A 17,555-nucleotide genomic window follows, 5' to 3' on the forward strand; every position below is an offset into this window, starting at 1 on the left:
ACTTGGCTGGCGGAACAGCTTCGGTCTGTCTTCCACACTGTCATGCACGGCGAATGACCTCAAGTTGACGACGCCCTTCGGAGCCTCTCCACAGGCTTCCGCGAAGCGAAAAATGCTGGTCGCTTTGCCTTTGCGATGGCATCCTGGGAGCATGAGCCTCCCCCACGCCGACATCGACCCCGACGGCCTCCTCGAATACTCGGTGGTGTTCACCGATCGATCGCTGAACCACATGTCGGCGCGCTTCGTCGATGTGATGCAGCAGAGTCTGGGCATCCTCTGCGAGGCGTACAGCGCCGACAGCGCGATGATCATCAACGGCGGTGGCACCTACGCGATGGAATCCGTTGCCCGCCACCTCGCCACCAATCGCCGTGCGCTGATCGTCCGCAACGGCCTCTTCTCCTACCGCTGGTCGCAGATCCTCGAAGCCGGTGACATTGCCACCGACGTCACCGTCTGCCAGGCCCGCCCCGAAGACGACAGCGCCCAGGCTGCCTGGCATCCGGCCCCGATCGACGACGTCGTCGCCGCGATCCGCGCGCGACGCCCCGAGGTCGTCTTCGCGCCGCACGTCGAGACCGCGGCCGGCATCCTGCTGCCCGATGACTACATCCGCTCTCTCGCCGACGCCGTTCACGAGGTAGGCGGTGTGCTCGTGCTCGACTGCATCGCATCCGGTGCGATGTGGGTTGACATGCGGATGCTGGATGTCGATGTGCTGATCAGCGCCCCGCAGAAGGGGTGGAGCGGCACGCCGGGAGTCGGGTACGTCATGCTCAGCGAGCGTGGGCGGGCTGCCGTGGCATCCACGACGCCGACGAGTTTCGCTCTTGATCTGGGCCGCTGGCTCGCGATCTCCGATGCGTACCGCGACGGCACGGCGACCTATCACGCGACGATGCCGACCGACTCGATCGTGCACAACCTGGCCCAGATGATCGAGACCCAGGACCGCGGGTTCGCGGACCTGCGCGATGCCCAGATCGAACTCGGCGACCGGGTGCGCGAGTTGCTCGCCGCGCGGGGTCTCCCCTCGGTTGCGGCGGCAGGATTCGCCGCACCGAGCGTCGTCGTGGTGCACACCGACGACCCCGGGCTGCGCACCGGCGCGCGCTTCAAGGAGCAGGGACTGCAGATCGCTGCCGGAGTTCCGCTGCACTGCGATGAGCCCGACGCCTTCTCGACGTTCCGGCTCGGCCTGTTCGGCCTCGACAAACTCGCTGATGTCGACGGCACCGTCGCTCGGCTCGAGGCCGCGCTCGACGCAATGGATTGAGGATGCTGCCGCTGCATCGACCGTCGCGGGCAATGCCCTGATTTACCCGGCGCATCGCTGCGTGACCGCATCGCCTCGTCACTAGAGTTGAGAGCCCAGACGGATGGAGCCGGATATGACTGAGAAGATCGTCGTTGGAGTCACCGAGGCGTCGGCCAGCCGCCGCGCCGTCGACTGGGCTGCCGCACGAGCCATCGCCCGCGGATACGACCTGGAGCTGATCGGCGTCGTGGGCGGCGCAGTCGGGGCGGTCGGCGAGGGCAGCGTGCTCGAGGATGCGTCGGCGGCGACGCAGAAGCTCCTCGACGGTGAAGCAGCCCGGATCGCGGCCGACCGGCTCACCGTCACGGTCCAAGTCGAGCGCGGCAATCCGGTCGACATGCTCATCGACGCCTCCAAGAGCGCCGCGATGCTGGTCATCGGCAGCGACTACCGCGGCGCCGGGCAGGGCCCCGCTCGAGGCGCTCACGGCATCCGCATCGCTGCCGCTGCCGAATGTCCTGTCGTCGTCGTTCCCGACTTCGATGCAGTCGACGAGCGCAGCGGTGTCGTCGTCGGCGTAGACGGCTCTTCGGTCTCAGAGAAGGCGATCGCTTTTGCGGCCGCGGAAGCGGATCGACTGGGTCAGCCCCTGACTGCGGTCATCGTGTGGACGCCGATCGCGGCGCCGCGCAATTCATTCATGGTCACGCCTCAGACGTACCGCGACGCCATGGAGCAGAACGCTCGCGAAGTGCTCGCGCAGTCGATTGCGGGATTGCGCAGTCGCTACCCCGACCTGGAGATCGAGATGGCGGTCGCCGAAGGCTTCCCGTCCGGCATCATCAACGAGTTGGCGGAGGGCGCTCACCTCGCCGTCGTCGGCAGCCGTGGGCGCGGTGCGGTGCGCCGATTCCTGCTGGGCTCCATCAGCCACGAGGTGCTGCAGCGGTTGGCGACGGTCACCGCCGTCGTTCGCTGAAGCCAGCAGCCGCGGCGGCGGCCTTGTCTCGCGCTGCGTCGCTGTCGGCCGATGGCCGGCCTTTGGCGCTGCTAAGTTCGTAGACGGTGCGCACACGGCGTACCGCTGAGGGGGAAACCGTGTCGAAGATTCATGTTGCCATCATCGGCGCGGTTGCCGGCGTTCTGCTGCTCGCAGGATGCAGCCCGGCCACGTCGGATCCGCAGAAGACCGTCGAGCAGACCACGCCGCAGCAGGAGCCCGCTGAGCAGGAACCAGCCGCTGATGACTACGTCATGCCCGATGAGTGCATGGTCCTCGCACTGCAGCCAGGGGTCTCGATCGATGGCCCATCTGTCGCACAGTGCGCGGTTGTCGTCCTCGACGGCTACGGCTCGGGCCGCCAGTCCATCGAAGGCGACGAACTCGAGGGCGACGTGTCATTCACCTACGCCGACGACGACTACTCGTACGCCGGCACCGTCACCGCCGACGGCGACACCTTCGACATCACCTACACCGGCCGCCAGACCTGGATTGAGCGTGGTGACGGTGCGGTCCGCGTCGACGCGGGCAGTGACACCATGAACCCGGCGGATGCTACGCGCGCAGAGCTCTGGGAGATCATCGCCAACCCATCGATCTCCGCTGCACTGATCAACACCGGCGGCATGTGGCCGGTCGGCGAACCGCAGACGATCACCCTCGGGGACGGTTCGACAGTCAACGCCTACCCGGTCGCCAGCCCCGCGCCCATCACCGCCGGTGACGTTCAGGCGCAGGATCTGACGATCTGGTTCACCGAGCAGGCTGTGCCGGTCGCCATCGAAGCCGACGTCGCCTACCGCGGCCTCGACAGCAACTTCCGCACAACCTTCTTCGACCTGGGCTCCCCCGTCACGATCGACCCCGTCGGCTGACCCGCGGCGGCCATGGCGCTACTGTGAATCCATGGACCTGCGCGTCGCGGCATACGGAGTCGTCACCGATGACGATGACCGCATCTTGCTGGCCAGATGGATCGAGGGCCGCAAGACGGCCTGGACGATGCCCGGCGGCGGCCTCGAAGACGGCGAGGATCCCGAGGATGCTGTGCGCCGCGAACTCATCGAGGAGACCGGCTTCACCATCGAGACGAGTGCGCTGCTCGGCATCCACTCCCGAGTGATTCCCGCTTCGCGCCGCGTGCACCGTGGTCATTCGGGATCACCGCTGCACACGATCCGCATCGTCTACCGCGCGCACGTCACCGGTGGGCAGCTGCGTTTCGAGACCAACGGTTCGACCGACAAGGCCGGCTGGTTCACGCTGGAGGAGATCGCCAAGCTGCAGCGGGTGAAACTCGTCGACATCGCGCTGGGCATGGCGGGAATCCTCTGACCGCCACCCGCTCAGGCGTCGTTCGATTCAGGATTTTTCCGGAACGGAGATATCGGCGACGGTAGCGCCGTAGGCGCGGATCAGCTCATCGGCATCCGTGAAGAGACTGTAGCCGTGCGCACCCGCGCCCATCGCGATGCGGCGACCGACGATCGTCTCATCGGCGTACATCGGCCAGTCGGTGCTGCTGCCGATCGGCACGATCGTGCCGCGCTCGTAACCGGTGGCAACGAACGCCAGCTCCGGCTCAGGCAATCGCAGCTTGTTCACACCCACGATGGCGCGCAGCTTCGGCCAGGCGATCAATCGACCGCCTGGAACAAGCGCGAAGAGGAACTGCGGGTCCTCCGAACTGGCCGAAGGACGCTTGACCACCAGGGTCTTCACGATGTCGGACGGCTGTAGACCAAGCAACGCCGCGGCCTCTGCAAGGCTGCGTGCTTCGGGACGCGCACGGAACTCGATGTCGAGTCCACGAGCGGATGCTGCCGAGCGCACTCGACCAAGCCCTGGAGGCTCTACGCCGAACTCCCGAGGGCGCTTCGCGCCGTCGGGAGTATCGGGGGCTTCTGCGCCCGGCTGAGGGCCCCGAGGGGCGCTGCTCACGCGTTGGGCGGCGAAAGCGGGTCGTCTGCAACCCAGAGCTCGTCATCAGCGCGGAGGGTCTGCCAGGCGGCTACGACGACTCCGATCGCAGCGGTGGCACCGAGAACGATCGCGATGACCGAGCCGAGGCCCATGCCCTTCTTCTTCGCGACCGGCGTCGGACGCGTGCCGATGCCGAGCTCATAGCGCTTGTTGTTCGCAACATCCCACGCGGAGAGCGCGGTGCCCACGACACCACCCACGATGGGGACGACCTTGTCGTCGACGACGTGCTTGCCGATCTTCAGACCGCGGTCGACGGTCGGCGCGATGCGGCGCTCGTACGAGTCCGCCACTACCGGGAAGACCTGCTCCCGGTTGAAGTTGCCGAGCTGGCGACCTGCTTCGCGGGCGATGTCAGCGGCGTGGCCGACGAGCACCTGCTGCGATTCCCAGAGTCGTCCTGCGTTGTCCTGAAGCTGACGCAGTTCCTTCTTGCGCTTCCTGCTGAGGTTCACGTTGCTCTCCCTGTCGGTCGGAGTCCGTTAACGAATCATCTTGCCAGACGAGACTGAGTGCGGGCAGTGATGCGCGAAATCCGGTTTCGCCTCGCGAGAAACCGTCACCGGCACAAAGCCCGCTCTGAAAGAATGACAGTATGCCTACCGCTTCTCATGTCGCAACTCTGCACACCAACCACGGTGACATCGTCATCAACCTTTTCGGCGACCACGCCCCGAACACCGTCGCGAACTTCGTCGGTCTCTCCGATGGCTCCAAGGAATGGACCCACCCGGAAACCGGCAAGCCCGGCGAGGGTGCGCTGTACAAGGACGTCATCTTCCACCGCATCATCCCGAACTTCATGATCCAGGGCGGCGACCCGCTCGGCCAGGGTGTCGGCGGACCCGGATACAACTTCAATGACGAGATCCACCCCGAGCTGAACTTCAACGAGCCCTACATCCTGGCGATGGCCAACGCCGGCCTGCGCCGCAACTCCATCACCGGTCAGGCCGAGGGCACCAACGGCTCGCAGTTCTTCATCACGACCGACCCGACTCCGTGGCTGCAGGGCAAGCACACCATCTTCGGCGAAGTCGCCGATGCAGACTCGAAGGCCGTCGTCGACGCCATCGCCGCTGTGCCCACCGCCGCCGGCGACCGCCCGGTCGAGCCCGTCGTGCTGCAGTCCGTCGACATCGTCGCCAACTGACGATCTCCTCTGGCCGATCCGGATGACGACTCCTGAATTCACGAGCAATCGTGAGAATTTCTGCTACCGGCATCCGGATCGGCAGAGCTTCGTGCTCTGCCAGCGCTGCATGCGCACCATCTGTCCCGCCTGCCAGACCCAGGCGGCCGTGGGAGTCATCTGCCCCGAATGCATGAAGGCTGACCGCAAGGCGCAGTCTCCCGCCCAGAAACGGGCGCAGCGCCGGTGGGGCGGTGCTTCGGGCACCGCCACGATCGCGCGCCGGGGCAAGCCGGTCGTCACCTACACCCTGCTTGCGGTGACCTCGGCGATCGGTCTGCTGCAGCTGCTGCCCGGCGGGATCGGCGATGCCATCACCAGCCGGATGCTGTTCGCCGCCGCCTACCTGTATCCCGACCTCTCGCCCTATCCGTTCGAGCCGTGGCGCTTGCTGACCGCGGTCTTCGTGCATGGCGGATTCATCCATCTCGCGCTGAACATGCTCGCGCTGTGGCTGCTGGGTCAGGGGCTCGAACCCATGCTGGGCCGCGCGCGCTACCTCGCGCTGTACCTCATCAGTGGCCTGGGCGGCTCCGTCGCCGTCGCCGTCATCGACCCGACCGCCGCGACCGTCGGCGCATCGGGCGCGATCTTCGGCATGATGGCCGCACTGCTGATCGTCGGCCGGCACATCGGCGCCAACGTCACCGGCATCCTCGTCATCCTGGGGATCAACTTCGCCCTGGGCTTCGTCATCGGCGGCATCGCCTGGCAGGCCCACCTCGGCGGTGCGATCGTAGGCGCGGTGATCGCCTTCATCTACACCCGCACCCGCAGGCGCGAGCAGCGCATCTGGCAGATCGCGCTGCTGATCGCACTGACTGCCTTGCTGATCGTCATCGTCGCCGTGGTGCCGCCGATTCTCATCACGTCCTGATCAGGAGTTGTTAACAGGGTTATCCCGCCCTGTGAATAACAACGGTGTAATTCTCCCCAGGCTGTGGACAGACCTGTGGATAACTTCGCACGGATGCTTGAAGACGAAGAAGGCCCCTCGCTATGCGAGAGGCCTTCGAAGAAGAGAGCGGATGCTGGTCAGCGCCAGCGAGTGGTCATCAGGAACCCGATCAGCGCGATGCCGAGCCCGATGCCGAGGTTCCAGCCCTGCAGCCCTGGAATCGGGTAAAGGGAACCGGAGATGTAGTAGACCAGGATCCAGGCGAGCCCGAGCAGCATGAAGCCGACCATGACCGGCTTGAACCACACGGCATTGGGGGCGTCATCGCCCTCCGGGCGGTCGACGGGTTCTTCGGGTACGCGAGATCGTGCCATGTCCATCAGTCTAGCTTGGGCGAATAGACTTCCCCTCATGCATGAGCTCGCGTCGACCCGACGATCGCGACGCGCGAAGTCCCCGCGCCGTCGCTCTCGAGCGACGTTCACCAGCGTGCTGGGCGAGCTTCTGCTCACCGCCGGGGTGCTGGTGCTGCTCTTCGTGTCGTGGCAGATGTGGATCGGCGACATCATCATCGACGCGCAGAAGAATGCCGAAGGCGCCGAAACCGTGCAGGCGTGGGAGTCGGCCCCCGTCCCCGAGCCGCCTCCGCTGATCGACGATGGCGAGGGCGCGCCGCACTACGAGCCGCCGCTTCTCGCGCATCCGGCAGATGCCGAGCGCTTCGCCGTCATGCGGGTGCCGCGCTTCGGCGACGACTACATCAAGGACATCGCCGGGGGCACGAGCCGTGCGCGCACGCTCGACCACATCGGCATCGGGGTCTACGAGAACTCGAAGATGCCGGGCGAGGCCGGCAACTTCGCCGTTGCCGCTCACCGCACCACCTGGGGCAAGCCGTTCAACAAGATCGACAAGCTCAAGATCAATGACGCCATCGTGGTCGAGACCCCTGAGGGCTGGTACACCTATCGGTTCCGCACCCTGGAGTACGTGAAGCCGACCGCAGTCGATGTGCTCCTCGATGTGCCGCAGATGCCCGAGTTGCACACCGACGAGCGCTACATCACGCTGACCGCCTGCTCACCGCTGTACTCGCTGGCGGAACGCATCGTCGCCTACGGTGTGTTCGAGGGCTTCCAGCCGCGCGCCGAAGGCCCACCGGCATCCCTCGACCGTGTCGACGTCGCCCCGCCCTCTGCCGAAGGAGTCCGCTGATGTACGCCGCTTTCTGGCGCCTGCTGCCCGGCCCTTGGTGGGTGCGTCTGCTGATTCTGCTGGTGCTCATCGCGGCGACGCTCTACGCCCTCTACTTCTACGTATTCCCCTGGATCAGCCCGTTCATCTCCCCCGAAGAAGTCGACCTGGAATGACGCGGCGCGTTCTCGTCGTCGATAACCACGACAGCTTCGTGCACACCCTGATCGGCTACCTTCGCGAACTCGACGCCGAGGTGACGATGATCGAGGCCGACGCCCTGCTCGATGAGGTGTCTGCCGGTGGACCGCTGAGCCTGGCGAACCGGCTGCGGCAGCACGACGCCGTGATGATCTCGCCGGGGCCGGGCACCCCATCCGACGCCGGTGCGTCCATCGACGTCGTGCGGTCCGCGGCAGAGTTGCGGATGCCGCTGCTGGGCGTCTGTCTCGGTCACCAGGCCATCGGCGAGGCCTTCGGTGCCGTCGTCACCCAGGCTCCGGAGCTGATGCACGGCATGGTGTCGCAGGTCGAGCACGAAGGCACGGGGGTGTTCGACGGCATCCGCTCGCCGTTCGCCGCCGCCCGCTACCACTCGCTCGCGCTCGCCGAAACGGACTTCCCGGCCGAATTGCGGATCACGGCGCGCGCTGAGCACGGCACCATCATGGGCATCGCCCACAGGAGTCTGCCGATCGTCGGCGTGCAGTTCCACCCCGAGAGCGTGCTCACCGAGAGCGGGCACCGGATGCTGGGCAACTGGCTGCGTTCGGCGAGCTGAGCCGATCGGCCGAGCCCGACCTCTCAGCGAGCCCGCCCTCTCAGTACGTGGCGATCACTCCGGCGCTGTGCAGTGACGCAGTTCGACGGTCGAGTGGATCGGCACCTCGCCCGGCGCCGCTGACATCGACAGCACCGCTCCCGGAACCTGGCCGTCTGAGCACTCGCCGATCTCGACCGGCGTCGCCGTCAGCTTCAAGTTCTCGAGCTGCTTGGTGGCGGCATCCAGGGTCCAGCCGGTCATGTCCTCGATCGTGACCCGGCCGTTCGCGACCACGAGATTCACGACCTGCCCGGGGGCCAGCTCTGCCTCGGCTTCCTGACTGGCCTGCAGAACGATTCCCGCGGCAGCATCCGGATCGTTCTCCTCGCGGATGGTGCCGAGTTGGAGTCCGACATCCGTCAGTGCCTTCTTCGCCGCATCCTGCGAGATCCCGACGATCACCGGCATCGCGACGGTGTCGGAGCCGGTCGACACGTAGACGATGATCGACGTGCCCTTATTGAGCTTGGCTCCGCTGGTCGGCGTGGAGCGGATTACGTGATCTTCCAGGAAGTCGGTGCTGGCCTCGTCGCGAAGATCGGGCACCAGCCCGACTTCCTTGAGCGCCTTCTCGGCATCGCCGGAGGTCATATCGACGAGGTTCGGCACCGTCACCGAGGCGCTGGGCACCTCAGCCGGTCGCATCGTGAAGCTGACGACCCAGAACAGCACCGAGATCAGCAGCACGGCCAGGAGGGCGACGCCCGCCCAGATCCACGCGACGGGAGGCCCCGACTGCGTGCGCGTCATCGTGGTGTCGGTGCTCAGCTGACGCAGCGACCGAGCGGTCTCCTGGGCGTGACGCGGGTTGGCGCCGTACAGTTCGCTGGTGAGCGCGCCGATGTCTCGTTTGCTGGGCGTGTGGCCCGCCGAGGCGTTCTTCAGCGCGGCACGGAAGGAACCGGCATCGGGGAAGCGCTGGTACGGGTCTTTTGCGAGAGCGCGCAGCACGATGGCATCCAGCGCCCGAGGCAGTTCTTCGTCGACCTCGGTGGGCGGCACCGGCGTCTCGCTCACGTGCTGATACGCGACGGCGACCGGTGAATCACCACGGAACGGCTGGCGGCCGGTCAGCATCTCGTAGAGCACGACGCCAGCCGAGTAGAGATCTGTGCGCGCGTCCACTGACTCGCCCTTGGCCTGCTCGGGTGAGAAGTAGGCCGCCGTGCCGATGATCTGGGTGGTTTCGGCGACCGTCGACGATGAGTCGGAGACGGCACGGGCGATGCCGAAGTCCATCACCTTGACCTGGCCGCTGTCGGTGACCATCACGTTGCCCGGTTTGATGTCGCGGTGCACGACACCGGCACGATGCGAGTAGTCGAGCGCCTCGAGGATGCCGTCCGCGTAGCGCGTGGCATCTTCAACCTTCATCGGGCCCTCAGCGATGATGTCCTTCAGCAGCGTGCCGTGCACGAGCTCCATGACGATGTACGGCTCTGCCCCGCCTTGGGCCGCTGAGCCGCCCTGGGTCCCTGAGCCGGGCCCACGCGCCCCGGAGGCTCCGGGCAGCGCGGAGCGCTGGCCGGAGGGGGGCGTGGGGATCGAAGGGCCGGATCTGGTCGGGAGCGCCGGGTCACCTGCATCGAAGACGCGAACGATCGACGGATGCGACATGCGCGATGCCGCCTGTGCTTCGAGCCGGAATCGGGTGCGGAAGGCCATGTCCCGCGCGAGCTCGGGGTCGAGGATCTTGATCGCGACTTCGCGGCCGAGGGTCAGGTCATAGCCGCGGTGCACTTTGGCCATGCCACCCTGACCGATGACCTCGTGGACGCGGTAACGATCAGCGAGGATGCGCGGTTCTGTCGACACGTCCCGTCTCCCCTTAGATGTCACTCTTTCCCTGCTGCCAGATTACCTGGCGCAAGCTGATTACTCGGCGGGAGGCTCTTCTTCTTCGCTGCTGGGATCCGGTGCAGCCGGCTGGATCGAGGTGGAGGTGCCGGAACCGGACATGCCCGAGGCGCGGTCGCCGCAGAAAGCGCGGTAGGTCGCCGTCACGGTCTTGCCCGCCGAGCCTTCGTCGACGATGAGCACTGCCGAATTCTGACCGGCGCCGAAGCTCAGAACCTTCGCCGACGAGCCGTCGGGCTTTGTGAAGGTCGCGTTCGTCAGCGTCACCTCGTATGAGCTCAGCGGGTCGGTTCCCGACGGGCAGACGTAGGTGTCCCAGTTGACGGTCGCCTCCTGGCCCTCGGTCAGCGTGCCGGGGATCTTCGGTGCTGAGGACGGCTGTTCAACGGTGACCATGTCGGCGAACAGTGTGAGTGTCAGCTCAGTGCCCACCTCGGCCATGCCGCTGGGCGTCACGCTCTGCACGGTGCCGGCCTGATCCTCGTTCTGCGCGGCGGTATTCCCGGTCTCACAGGTGGCGGTGAGCTCGGCCGCTTCCGCCGCGGCCTTCGCCGCGTCGCAGGTGAGGCCCTCCAGGCCGAGGGCTCCGACGTCGACCTTCTCAGGCGGCGCCTCGGTCTCGGTCTCCTCAGGTGTCGGGGCAGTGGTCGTCTCGGTCGACGTCGCCGTGGGCTCGTCGTCGCCCTGCCCGTTGTTCAGCATCGCGAACAGCGTGCCGCCCAGCACCAGCACCAGCAGCACGATCAGCGCGATCAGCGGCCAGGTCCACGGGCTGCGCTTCTTCTTTCCGTTGTCGGGGGCGTCTTCAGCAGGCTGCTCGGTCGGCAGCTGCGCGGTGGTCGGCATGATGCGGGTGGATTCATCCATCCCGGTGAGCATGCGGGTGGCATCGTCGGCATCGCCCACGCCGACCCCCGCGATGGCGGGTACCGCGATCGCCGCAGAGTTCAGGTCGCCGCGGCGCAGCGCCTGCGCGGCGCGGGAGACGGTCGCCGCGGATGAGGGACGATCCGCGGGCTTCTTGGCGATCATCGCCATGACAAGGTTCTGCACCGGAACCGGCACGGTGGCCGCGAGCGGCGGGGGCTGCTCGTTGATCTGCGCCATCGCGATCGCGACCTGCGACTCACCGGTGAACGGACGCCGGCCAGCGAGGCACTCGTAGGCGACGATGCCGAGCGAGTAGACGTCGGTCGCGGGGGATGCTGCGTGGCCGGATGCCTGCTCGGGCGACAGGTACTGCACGGTGCCCATGACCTGACCGGTGGCGGTGAGCGGCACCTGGTCGGCGATGCGCGCGATGCCGAAGTCGGTGATCTTCACCCGGCCATCAGGGGTGATCAGCAGGTTGCCGGGCTTGATGTCACGGTGCACGAGACCGGCAGCGTGCGCGGCCTGCAGAGCGGATGCTGTCTGCGCGACGATGTCGAGCGTCTTGTCGGATCCGAGTTCGCCATCGCGCTCGAGGATCGTAGACAGGGCCTCGCCCGGCACGAGTTCCATGACGAGGAAGGCCGAGCCGTTCTCCTCGCCGTAGTCGAACACGCTGGCGATGCCCTCGTGGTTGACGAGCGCGGCGTGACGGGCTTCGGCGCGGAAGCGCTCGAGGAACCCGGGGTCGCCCATGTACTCGTCCTTGAGGATCTTGATGGCGACGGTGCGTCCGATGACGTGATCCGTCGCCTCCCACACCTCGCCCATGCCGCCGATCGCAATCCGCGACTGCAGCTCGTAGCGTCCTCCGAACGACACACCCTGCGTCGGCCTCATTTGCCCAGCACCGCCTCTATGACCTTTTTTGCAATGGGAGCCGCAATGGCATTTCCGGAACCCGATTGACCCTTACCACCGCCGTCTTCGACGACGACTGCTACCGCGACGGTCGGATTCTCCGCCGGCGCGAAACCTGTGAACCACAGCGTGTACGGCTTGCCGCCGTTCTCCGCTGTCCCTGTCTTTCCAGCGACATCGACGCCGTCTATTCTTGCACCCGTCGCCGCGCCGGATTCGACGCCCTCGACGAGAACCGCGGTGAGCGCCCGAGCCTGCTCGGCATCGAGCACCTGCTCGAATGCCTCGTCGGTGAACTGCTTGTGCACGGCGAAGTCGTCACCGATCACGGCATCCGCCATTCGCGGCTTCATCACCGCCCCGCCATTGCCCACTCCCGCCGACACCATCGCCATCTGCAGCGGCGTCGCGGTGACCTTTCCCTGCCCGAAACCGCTGAGCGCCGTCTGCGGCGCATCGAGGCCCTCGGGGTATGACGAAGGAGTGACCGCGAGCGGGATCTCGAAATCGGTGTTGAACCCGAACTTCTCGGCCGTCTCGCGGATCGCGTCGTCACCGAGCTCGACGGCGAGCTCGGCCATCGGAATGTTGCAGCTGAGCTTCAGCGCTTGGGCGAGCGTCGTCGTCTTGCCATCACCGCAGGTCCCGCCCCACGCGTTCGAGACCTCTCGTCCGATCGTGTCCGGGAGGGCATAGCGCGCGGGATTCGGAAGCGTGGAGTCGAGCGTCCAATCGCCGGATGCCAGGGCGGCCGCCGCCACGACGACCTTGAAGGTCGATCCGGGTGGGTTGAGGTTGCCGGCGATGGCGCGGTTGTACAGCGGCTTCCTCGGGTCGGCAGCGAGCCGGTCATGCTCAGCATCCACGGCGACGGTGTCGTGCGAGGCGAGCGTGTTGGTGTCGAAACCGGGCGTCGAGGCCATCGCGAGGATGCGGCCCGTGGCCGGCTCGATGGCGACGACCGCGCCCTGCAGACCCTGCAGACCCTCCCAGGCGGCGCGCTGGGCCTTGGCATCGAGGGTGAGCTTGACGCTCAGCCCCTGGGCCGACTGGCCGGAGAAGATGCGCTCGATCTCGCTGAAGAACGCATTCGAGCCGGTTCCCGACAGATCGGCATTGAACGCATTCTCAATACCGGTCGATGACTGCAGGGCGGGGTTGAAGTATCCGGTGACGGGGGCCCACATCTCCGCATCCGAGTACACGCGCTGGTACTGGTAGCGATCGCTCGCGGGGATCGATGTCGCGATCGCCGTGTCATCGACGATGATCGAACCGCGCTGGATCTGGTAGCTGTCGAGCCTGGTGCGCGTGTTGGCGGGGTTCTGGGCGAGGTTGTCGGCGTCGACCACCTGAATCCAGCTGGAGGCCACGAACAGCGAGACGAACATCGCGAGGATCACGAAGCTCAGACGGCGGAGTTCTTTCGTCATCCGATCACCACCCGGGGTTGGCGGCGCACGCCATCGCTGATGCGCAGCAGCAGCGCGACGATGAGCCAGTTGGCGACGAGAGACGAGCCGCCGGCGGCGAGGAAGGGCGTGGTCAGTCCGGTCAGCGGGATCACCCGGGTGACGCCGCCCACCATGATGAACACCTGCAGGGCGATGGTGAAGGACAGGCCGGTGGAGAGGAGCTTTCCGAAGTCGTCCTGCCCGGCCAGGCCGATGCGCAGGCCGCGGCTGATGAACACCATGTAGAGGCAGAGGATGGCGAACAGGCCGACGATTCCGAGCTCTTCGCCGAGGCTGGGAATGATGTAGTCGCTGTGGGCGAGAGGCGTGATCTGCGGGCGACCCTGGCCAAGGCCGGTGCCGATCAGTCCGCCATGCGCGAGGCCGAAGATGCCCTCGACGAGCTGGAAGCTGCCGCCGTTCGCCGCGATGACGTCGGGGTTGAAGGCATCGAGCCAGTTCGTGAATCGGTGCTGCACATAGGCGAGGATGCGGGTGGCGAGGAAGACACCGGCGCCCACGCCGACAAGGCCGATGAGAACCCAGCTGGTCTTGCCGGTGGCGATGTAGAGCATCGCGATGAACATGCCGAAGATGAGCATGCCGGTGCCGAGGTCGCGCTGCAGCACGATGATGAGCAGCGAGAGGAGCCACACGACGAGCACGGGACCGAGCTCGCGCATGCGCGGCCAGGTCACCCCGAGGAACTTCTTTCCGACCGAGCTCAGACTCTCGCGGGTGCGCACCAGGTAGCCGGCGAAGAAGATCGCCAGACAGATCTTGGCGAGTTCGCCCGGCTGGAACGAGAACCATCCACCGATCGAGACCCAGACGTCGGCGTTCGCGCCGCGCGCTTTGAGTCCGGGAATGAACGGCAGAATGAGCAGCACGAGACCGGCGAGACCGAAGAGATAGGTGTATCGGTACAGCACACGGTAATTGCGCAGCGCGATGACCAGGGCGATGGCGCCGGCGAGCGAGATGGCCGTCCACGCCAGCTGCTTGCTCGAGAACATCGCCCAGCCGACGTGCTTCTCGGCGATGTCGATCCGGTAGATCATCGCGATGCCGAGGCCGGTGAGCACCGTCGCGATGGGCAGCACGAACGGATCGGCATCGGATGCGACCACGCGCAGCACCACGTGCAGCGCGAACACCAGAACGGCAAGACCTCCGCCGATCAGCAGGATCATCGGATCGATCGTCTTGAGCGCGCCCAATTGCACGAGTGCCAGGGCGGAGCCGGCGATCGCGCAGGCGAACAGGAGCAGCCAGAACTCCCGGTTGCGCTGCTTCTGCGGCATCCGGATCTTCGCGAGCGCCTTCATGACGCTGGTGTCTGCGCTGATGGAGGTCACGGTGTCGGCGCTTCCGTCGTGGCCGTTGGGGTCGGCGTCGGCGTCGGGTCGGCGTCTGGCGTGAACTCGGGTTCGGGGATCGCCGGCAGCGCGCTCGCGCGTAGACGCTCCGTGATGGCCGTCGCATCCGACAGCGAACGCGCGTTGATCGTGCGCTCTACCGCTGCCCGCTGGTACGAGGGCAGATCCGCCAGCAGGATGTTGGTGTCGTGCACCTCGGTCGACAGCGAGATCGGACCGAGGCTCTGCTGCACGCCGCGGTAGATGACGACACTGTCCTCATCTGCGCCGACGAAATAGCGCGTCTGGGTCCAGTTGTAGGCGAGGAAACCGGCGCCGACGAGGGCGACGACGGCGAGGAACAGCGCGAACAGCCAGGCCATCCGGCGCCGCCGAGCGCGGCGGCGATCCTCTTCGATGATCTCCTCGAAGTAGTCGGAGTCGGGTTCGAAGTGGCTGGGCTCGTTCGCGGCCTGGCGTGCGGGGTGCAGCCAGCCGGTGAGCGACGCGCGCGGTGCCGGAACGGGCAGGTCTGCGGGATTGGATGCTGCGCCCACGACGGTTCCGGTGCCGGAGGAGAGCGGATGCGCACCGCCGACGTCGACGATGACGAGGGTGACGTTGTCCGGAGCGCCGCCGTCGAGCGCCTGCTTGAGCAGGATGTCAGCAGTGCGCCCGGGCGCGAGCCCCAGTGCCATCGCCTTTGCGATCGGCGGATCGTCGACGACGCCGGAGAGTCCATCGGAGCAGAGCAGCCAGCGATCGCCCGGCTGCGTCGGCATGACGAACATGTCCAGATCGGGCGCGATGTCCATGTCGCTGAGCACGCGCATGAGCACTGAGCGACGTGGGTGGTAGCGAGCTTCTTCGAGGGTGATGCGACCGGAGTCGACCAGCCGCTGCACGAAGGTGTGGTCGGTCGTGATCTGGGTGAGAGCGTCATCGCGGTAGAGATAGATGCGCGAGTCGCCGATGTGGCCGATCACCGCGTAGTCGTCGACCATGATGATGGCGCTCAGCGTGGTGCCGAGGCCGGCGAGTTCCGGACGCTCTTTCGATGCGCGCACGAGGTCGGCGGCGGCAGTGGTGGCTGCCGCCTGCAGCGAGGCCTGGGCGTCGTCGGTCGAGGTGTAGGCCTGGTCGAGCGGTTCGATGCGGGTGACCGCCAGGGTCGACGCGACGTCGCCGCCGGCGTGGCCGCCCATGCCGTCTGCGACGACGAACAGGTTCGCTCCGGAGTATCCGGAATCCTGGTTGTTGGAGCGGACCTTCCCGGTGTGGGAGATCGCGGCGCTCGAGCCCTCGAAGACCATCTCGGCGCTACGCCCGCAACTCGAACGACGTGGCGCCCACCTTGATGGGGGTTCCGATGGCGACCTGCACGGGGGTGTCGCCCAGACGCTGACCGTTCAGGAACGTGCCGTTCGTGGAGCCGAGGTCCTGGATCGTCCAGATGCTGCCGCGCTTGGAGAGGCGGGCGTGATGGCTGGAGGTGTAATCGTCACGGATGACCAGGCCGGATTCGCTGGAGCGGCCGATCGACATCGAGTCTGCGGCGTCGAGGGGCACCTCGAGACCGAGCTTGGGGCCGGAGGTGATCACCAGGCGGGTGGCGGCTTTCGCGGCAGCACCGCTGGTGCGCACTGCTGGCGCCGTGGGGGATGCCACGGGCGCGGCCGCTGCCTCGCCGGCCGGCATCTTGCGCACGCGCACACCGAAGAGGTCTGCACGCAGCGAGTAGACGACGCCGAACACGAAGAACCACAGCAGCACCAGGAAGCCGATGCGCAGCAGCAGAAGCATGAGTTCGCTCATCGGTTCGTCTCCTTCGATGAGACCGGCACCACGCGGAACACCAGTTCGGTGCGTCCGATGGTGAAGGTCGTGTCGGGGGTGAGGGCGATCTCGCGCACCTTCTGCCCGTCGACCTTCGTGCCGTTGGTGGAGCCGAGGTCGCGCAGCATCCCGCGCTCGCCGTCCCAGAGGATCTCTGCATGTCGACGGCTGGATCCGGCGTCGGCGATCGTGATGCCGGCGTCGCTGCCGCGGCCGATGACGGTGCGTGCGCCCTTGAGTGGATGCTGACGCCCGTCGACTTCGATGACGCCCTGCCAGGCGACGCGGCCTTCGACCGAGCTGGAGCTCACGCGCACAGTGCCGGTCGCCACCCGCTCGTCTGCCTCGATCGAAATGGTGAGCGGGCTGGCGAAGGCGTATCCCTGCGTGCGGGCGTGCTGCGTCAGCAGTGCGAACAGCTCATCGTGCAGAGCGCGGCCGAGTGATCGCATCCGCTCGTCATCGTCTGTGCTCAGGCGCACGACGTAGTCGCTCGGGGTGATGATGCGGTCGCGGCTGACGACCGCGGCGTTGGTGTCGGCTTCGCGGCGCAGCGCCGCGGCGATCTCCACGGGCTGGATGCCACTGCGGAAGGTCTTGGCGAAGGCGCCGTTTACGGCGCGCTCAAGACCTTTCTCAAAGCTGTCCAGTAGTCCCACATGGCTCCTCAGGCATCCGGCCGGTAGACATATCGTAGCCAGGTCGCCTGAATATGTGCCGCCGCACCGCGCGCGCATTCGGCCCTGCTGGCTCGCGCTCCGCGCCACTCACTGCCTCCCGCCCGTCGAGAAACCACTTCCTGCACGAGAAATCACGCCGCACGTGGTGTCTCATGCGGGAAGTGGTTTCTCGCGGATGCTGGGGACGCGGAGAGGCGGATGCTGATGATGCGGAGGAGCGGATGC

19 protein-coding genes are annotated in these 17,555 nt (G+C 66.6%); 9 read left to right on the forward strand and 10 right to left on the reverse strand.

Going from position 1 to position 17,555, the window contains the following annotated elements; genetic code table 11:
• Positions 1 to 151 precede the first annotated feature (151 nt).
• The 4 genes from FM104_RS09430 (at position 152) to FM104_RS09445 (ending at position 3,599) form a co-directional block, all read left to right on the forward strand.
• Positions 152 to 1,279 carry an aminotransferase class V-fold PLP-dependent enzyme gene (locus tag FM104_RS09430; protein WP_087131755.1) on the forward strand — a complete coding sequence of 376 codons (1,128 nt, stop codon included), beginning with the start codon at positions 152 to 154 and terminating at the stop codon, positions 1,277 to 1,279.
• A 115-nt stretch (positions 1,280 to 1,394) separates the two neighbouring features.
• A complete protein-coding gene (locus tag FM104_RS09435) occupies positions 1,395 to 2,240 on the forward strand; it encodes a universal stress protein (protein WP_087131757.1) in 846 nt (281 codons plus the stop codon).
• A gap of 119 nt (positions 2,241 to 2,359) precedes the next feature.
• Positions 2,360 to 3,139 carry a hypothetical protein gene (locus tag FM104_RS09440; protein WP_087131760.1) on the forward strand — a complete coding sequence of 260 codons (780 nt, stop codon included), beginning with the start codon at positions 2,360 to 2,362 and terminating at the stop codon, positions 3,137 to 3,139.
• A 31-nt stretch (positions 3,140 to 3,170) separates the two neighbouring features.
• Positions 3,171 to 3,599 carry an NUDIX hydrolase gene (locus FM104_RS09445; protein ID WP_087131762.1) on the forward strand — a complete coding sequence of 143 codons (429 nt, stop codon included), beginning with the start codon at positions 3,171 to 3,173 and terminating at the stop codon, positions 3,597 to 3,599.
• Between the two features lie 27 nt (positions 3,600 to 3,626).
• Here the strand turns inward: FM104_RS09445 and FM104_RS09450 are convergent, their stop codons facing one another.
• Together FM104_RS09450 and FM104_RS09455 are read right to left on the reverse strand one after the other, a co-directional pair.
• Positions 3,627 to 4,064: an aminoacyl-tRNA deacylase gene (locus FM104_RS09450; RefSeq protein WP_087132121.1), complete on the reverse strand. Its 438-nt coding sequence runs from the start codon at positions 4,062 to 4,064 to the stop codon at positions 3,627 to 3,629.
• Positions 4,065 to 4,201: 137 nt separating this feature from the next.
• Positions 4,202 to 4,702, reverse strand: coding sequence for a DNA helicase (locus FM104_RS09455; RefSeq protein ID WP_087131765.1), 501 nt, complete (start codon positions 4,700 to 4,702; stop codon positions 4,202 to 4,204).
• Between the two features lie 140 nt (positions 4,703 to 4,842).
• Here FM104_RS09455 and FM104_RS09460 point away from each other — a divergent pair, with 140 nt between their 5' ends.
• Positions 4,843 to 5,400: a peptidylprolyl isomerase gene (locus FM104_RS09460; protein WP_087131768.1), complete on the forward strand. Its 558-nt coding sequence runs from the start codon at positions 4,843 to 4,845 to the stop codon at positions 5,398 to 5,400.
• Between the two features lie 22 nt (positions 5,401 to 5,422).
• Positions 5,423 to 6,316, forward strand: coding sequence for a rhomboid family intramembrane serine protease (locus FM104_RS09465; RefSeq protein ID WP_087131771.1), 894 nt, complete (start codon positions 5,423 to 5,425; stop codon positions 6,314 to 6,316).
• A gap of 158 nt (positions 6,317 to 6,474) precedes the next feature.
• Here FM104_RS09465 and FM104_RS09470 read toward each other — a convergent pair whose 3' ends face one another.
• Positions 6,475 to 6,711: a cell division protein CrgA gene (locus FM104_RS09470; RefSeq protein WP_087132124.1), complete on the reverse strand. Its 237-nt coding sequence runs from the start codon at positions 6,709 to 6,711 to the stop codon at positions 6,475 to 6,477.
• A gap of 37 nt (positions 6,712 to 6,748) precedes the next feature.
• Here FM104_RS09470 and FM104_RS09475 point away from each other — a divergent pair, with 37 nt between their 5' ends.
• From FM104_RS09475 to FM104_RS09480, 3 genes are read left to right on the forward strand one after another with little or no spacing between them, the layout of a single operon-like run.
• Positions 6,749 to 7,552 (forward strand): class E sortase, encoded by an 804-nt coding sequence (locus FM104_RS09475; RefSeq protein ID WP_087131773.1) that lies wholly within the window; start codon positions 6,749 to 6,751, stop codon positions 7,550 to 7,552.
• Complete coding sequence (locus FM104_RS16515; protein WP_179206749.1) at positions 7,552 to 7,707, forward strand: hypothetical protein; 156 nt, start codon at positions 7,552 to 7,554, stop codon at positions 7,705 to 7,707. Before FM104_RS09475 ends, FM104_RS16515 begins: the two co-directional genes overlap by 1 nt.
• Complete coding sequence (locus FM104_RS09480; protein WP_087131776.1) at positions 7,704 to 8,312, forward strand: anthranilate synthase component II; 609 nt, start codon at positions 7,704 to 7,706, stop codon at positions 8,310 to 8,312. Before FM104_RS16515 ends, FM104_RS09480 begins: the two co-directional genes overlap by 4 nt.
• 54 nt (positions 8,313 to 8,366) lie before the next feature.
• On the opposite strand, the gene pknB is transcribed toward FM104_RS09480, so the two are convergent.
• The 7 genes from pknB to FM104_RS09515 all read right to left on the reverse strand — a co-directional run bounded on the left by pknB (position 8,367) and on the right by FM104_RS09515 (position 17,309).
• Positions 8,367 to 10,103: a Stk1 family PASTA domain-containing Ser/Thr kinase gene (gene pknB, locus FM104_RS09485; protein WP_373407846.1), complete on the reverse strand. Its 1,737-nt coding sequence runs from the start codon at positions 10,101 to 10,103 to the stop codon at positions 8,367 to 8,369.
• A 126-nt stretch (positions 10,104 to 10,229) separates the two neighbouring features.
• Positions 10,230 to 11,981, reverse strand: a complete 1,752-nt coding sequence (locus tag FM104_RS09490; RefSeq protein ID WP_087131781.1) for a serine/threonine-protein kinase — start codon at positions 11,979 to 11,981, stop codon at positions 10,230 to 10,232.
• Positions 11,978 to 13,435, reverse strand: coding sequence for a peptidoglycan D,D-transpeptidase FtsI family protein (locus tag FM104_RS09495; RefSeq protein ID WP_087131783.1), 1,458 nt, complete (start codon positions 13,433 to 13,435; stop codon positions 11,978 to 11,980). The genes FM104_RS09490 and FM104_RS09495 overlap by 4 nt, the downstream gene beginning before the upstream one ends.
• Positions 13,432 to 14,784, reverse strand: coding sequence for an FtsW/RodA/SpoVE family cell cycle protein (locus FM104_RS09500; protein ID WP_087132127.1), 1,353 nt, complete (start codon positions 14,782 to 14,784; stop codon positions 13,432 to 13,434). The genes FM104_RS09495 and FM104_RS09500 overlap by 4 nt, the downstream gene beginning before the upstream one ends.
• 26 nt (positions 14,785 to 14,810) lie before the next feature.
• Positions 14,811 to 16,127 (reverse strand): PP2C family protein-serine/threonine phosphatase, encoded by a 1,317-nt coding sequence (locus tag FM104_RS09505; RefSeq protein ID WP_087131786.1) that lies wholly within the window; start codon positions 16,125 to 16,127, stop codon positions 14,811 to 14,813.
• Positions 16,128 to 16,134: 7 nt separating this feature from the next.
• A complete protein-coding gene (locus FM104_RS09510) occupies positions 16,135 to 16,629 on the reverse strand; it encodes an FHA domain-containing protein FhaB/FipA (protein ID WP_087131788.1) in 495 nt (164 codons plus the stop codon).
• The gene (locus FM104_RS09515; protein WP_087131791.1) at positions 16,626 to 17,309 is read right to left on the reverse strand and encodes an FhaA domain-containing protein; all 684 of its coding nucleotides are present in this window, start codon (positions 17,307 to 17,309) and stop codon (positions 16,626 to 16,628) included. Before FM104_RS09515 ends, FM104_RS09510 begins: the two co-directional genes overlap by 4 nt.
• Positions 17,310 to 17,555 lie beyond the last annotated feature (246 nt).

Origin of the sequence: Microbacterium esteraromaticum (genome assembly GCF_900163815.1) — a bacterium.
Lineage (GTDB): Bacteria > Actinomycetota > Actinomycetes > Actinomycetales > Microbacteriaceae > Microbacterium > Microbacterium esteraromaticum_B.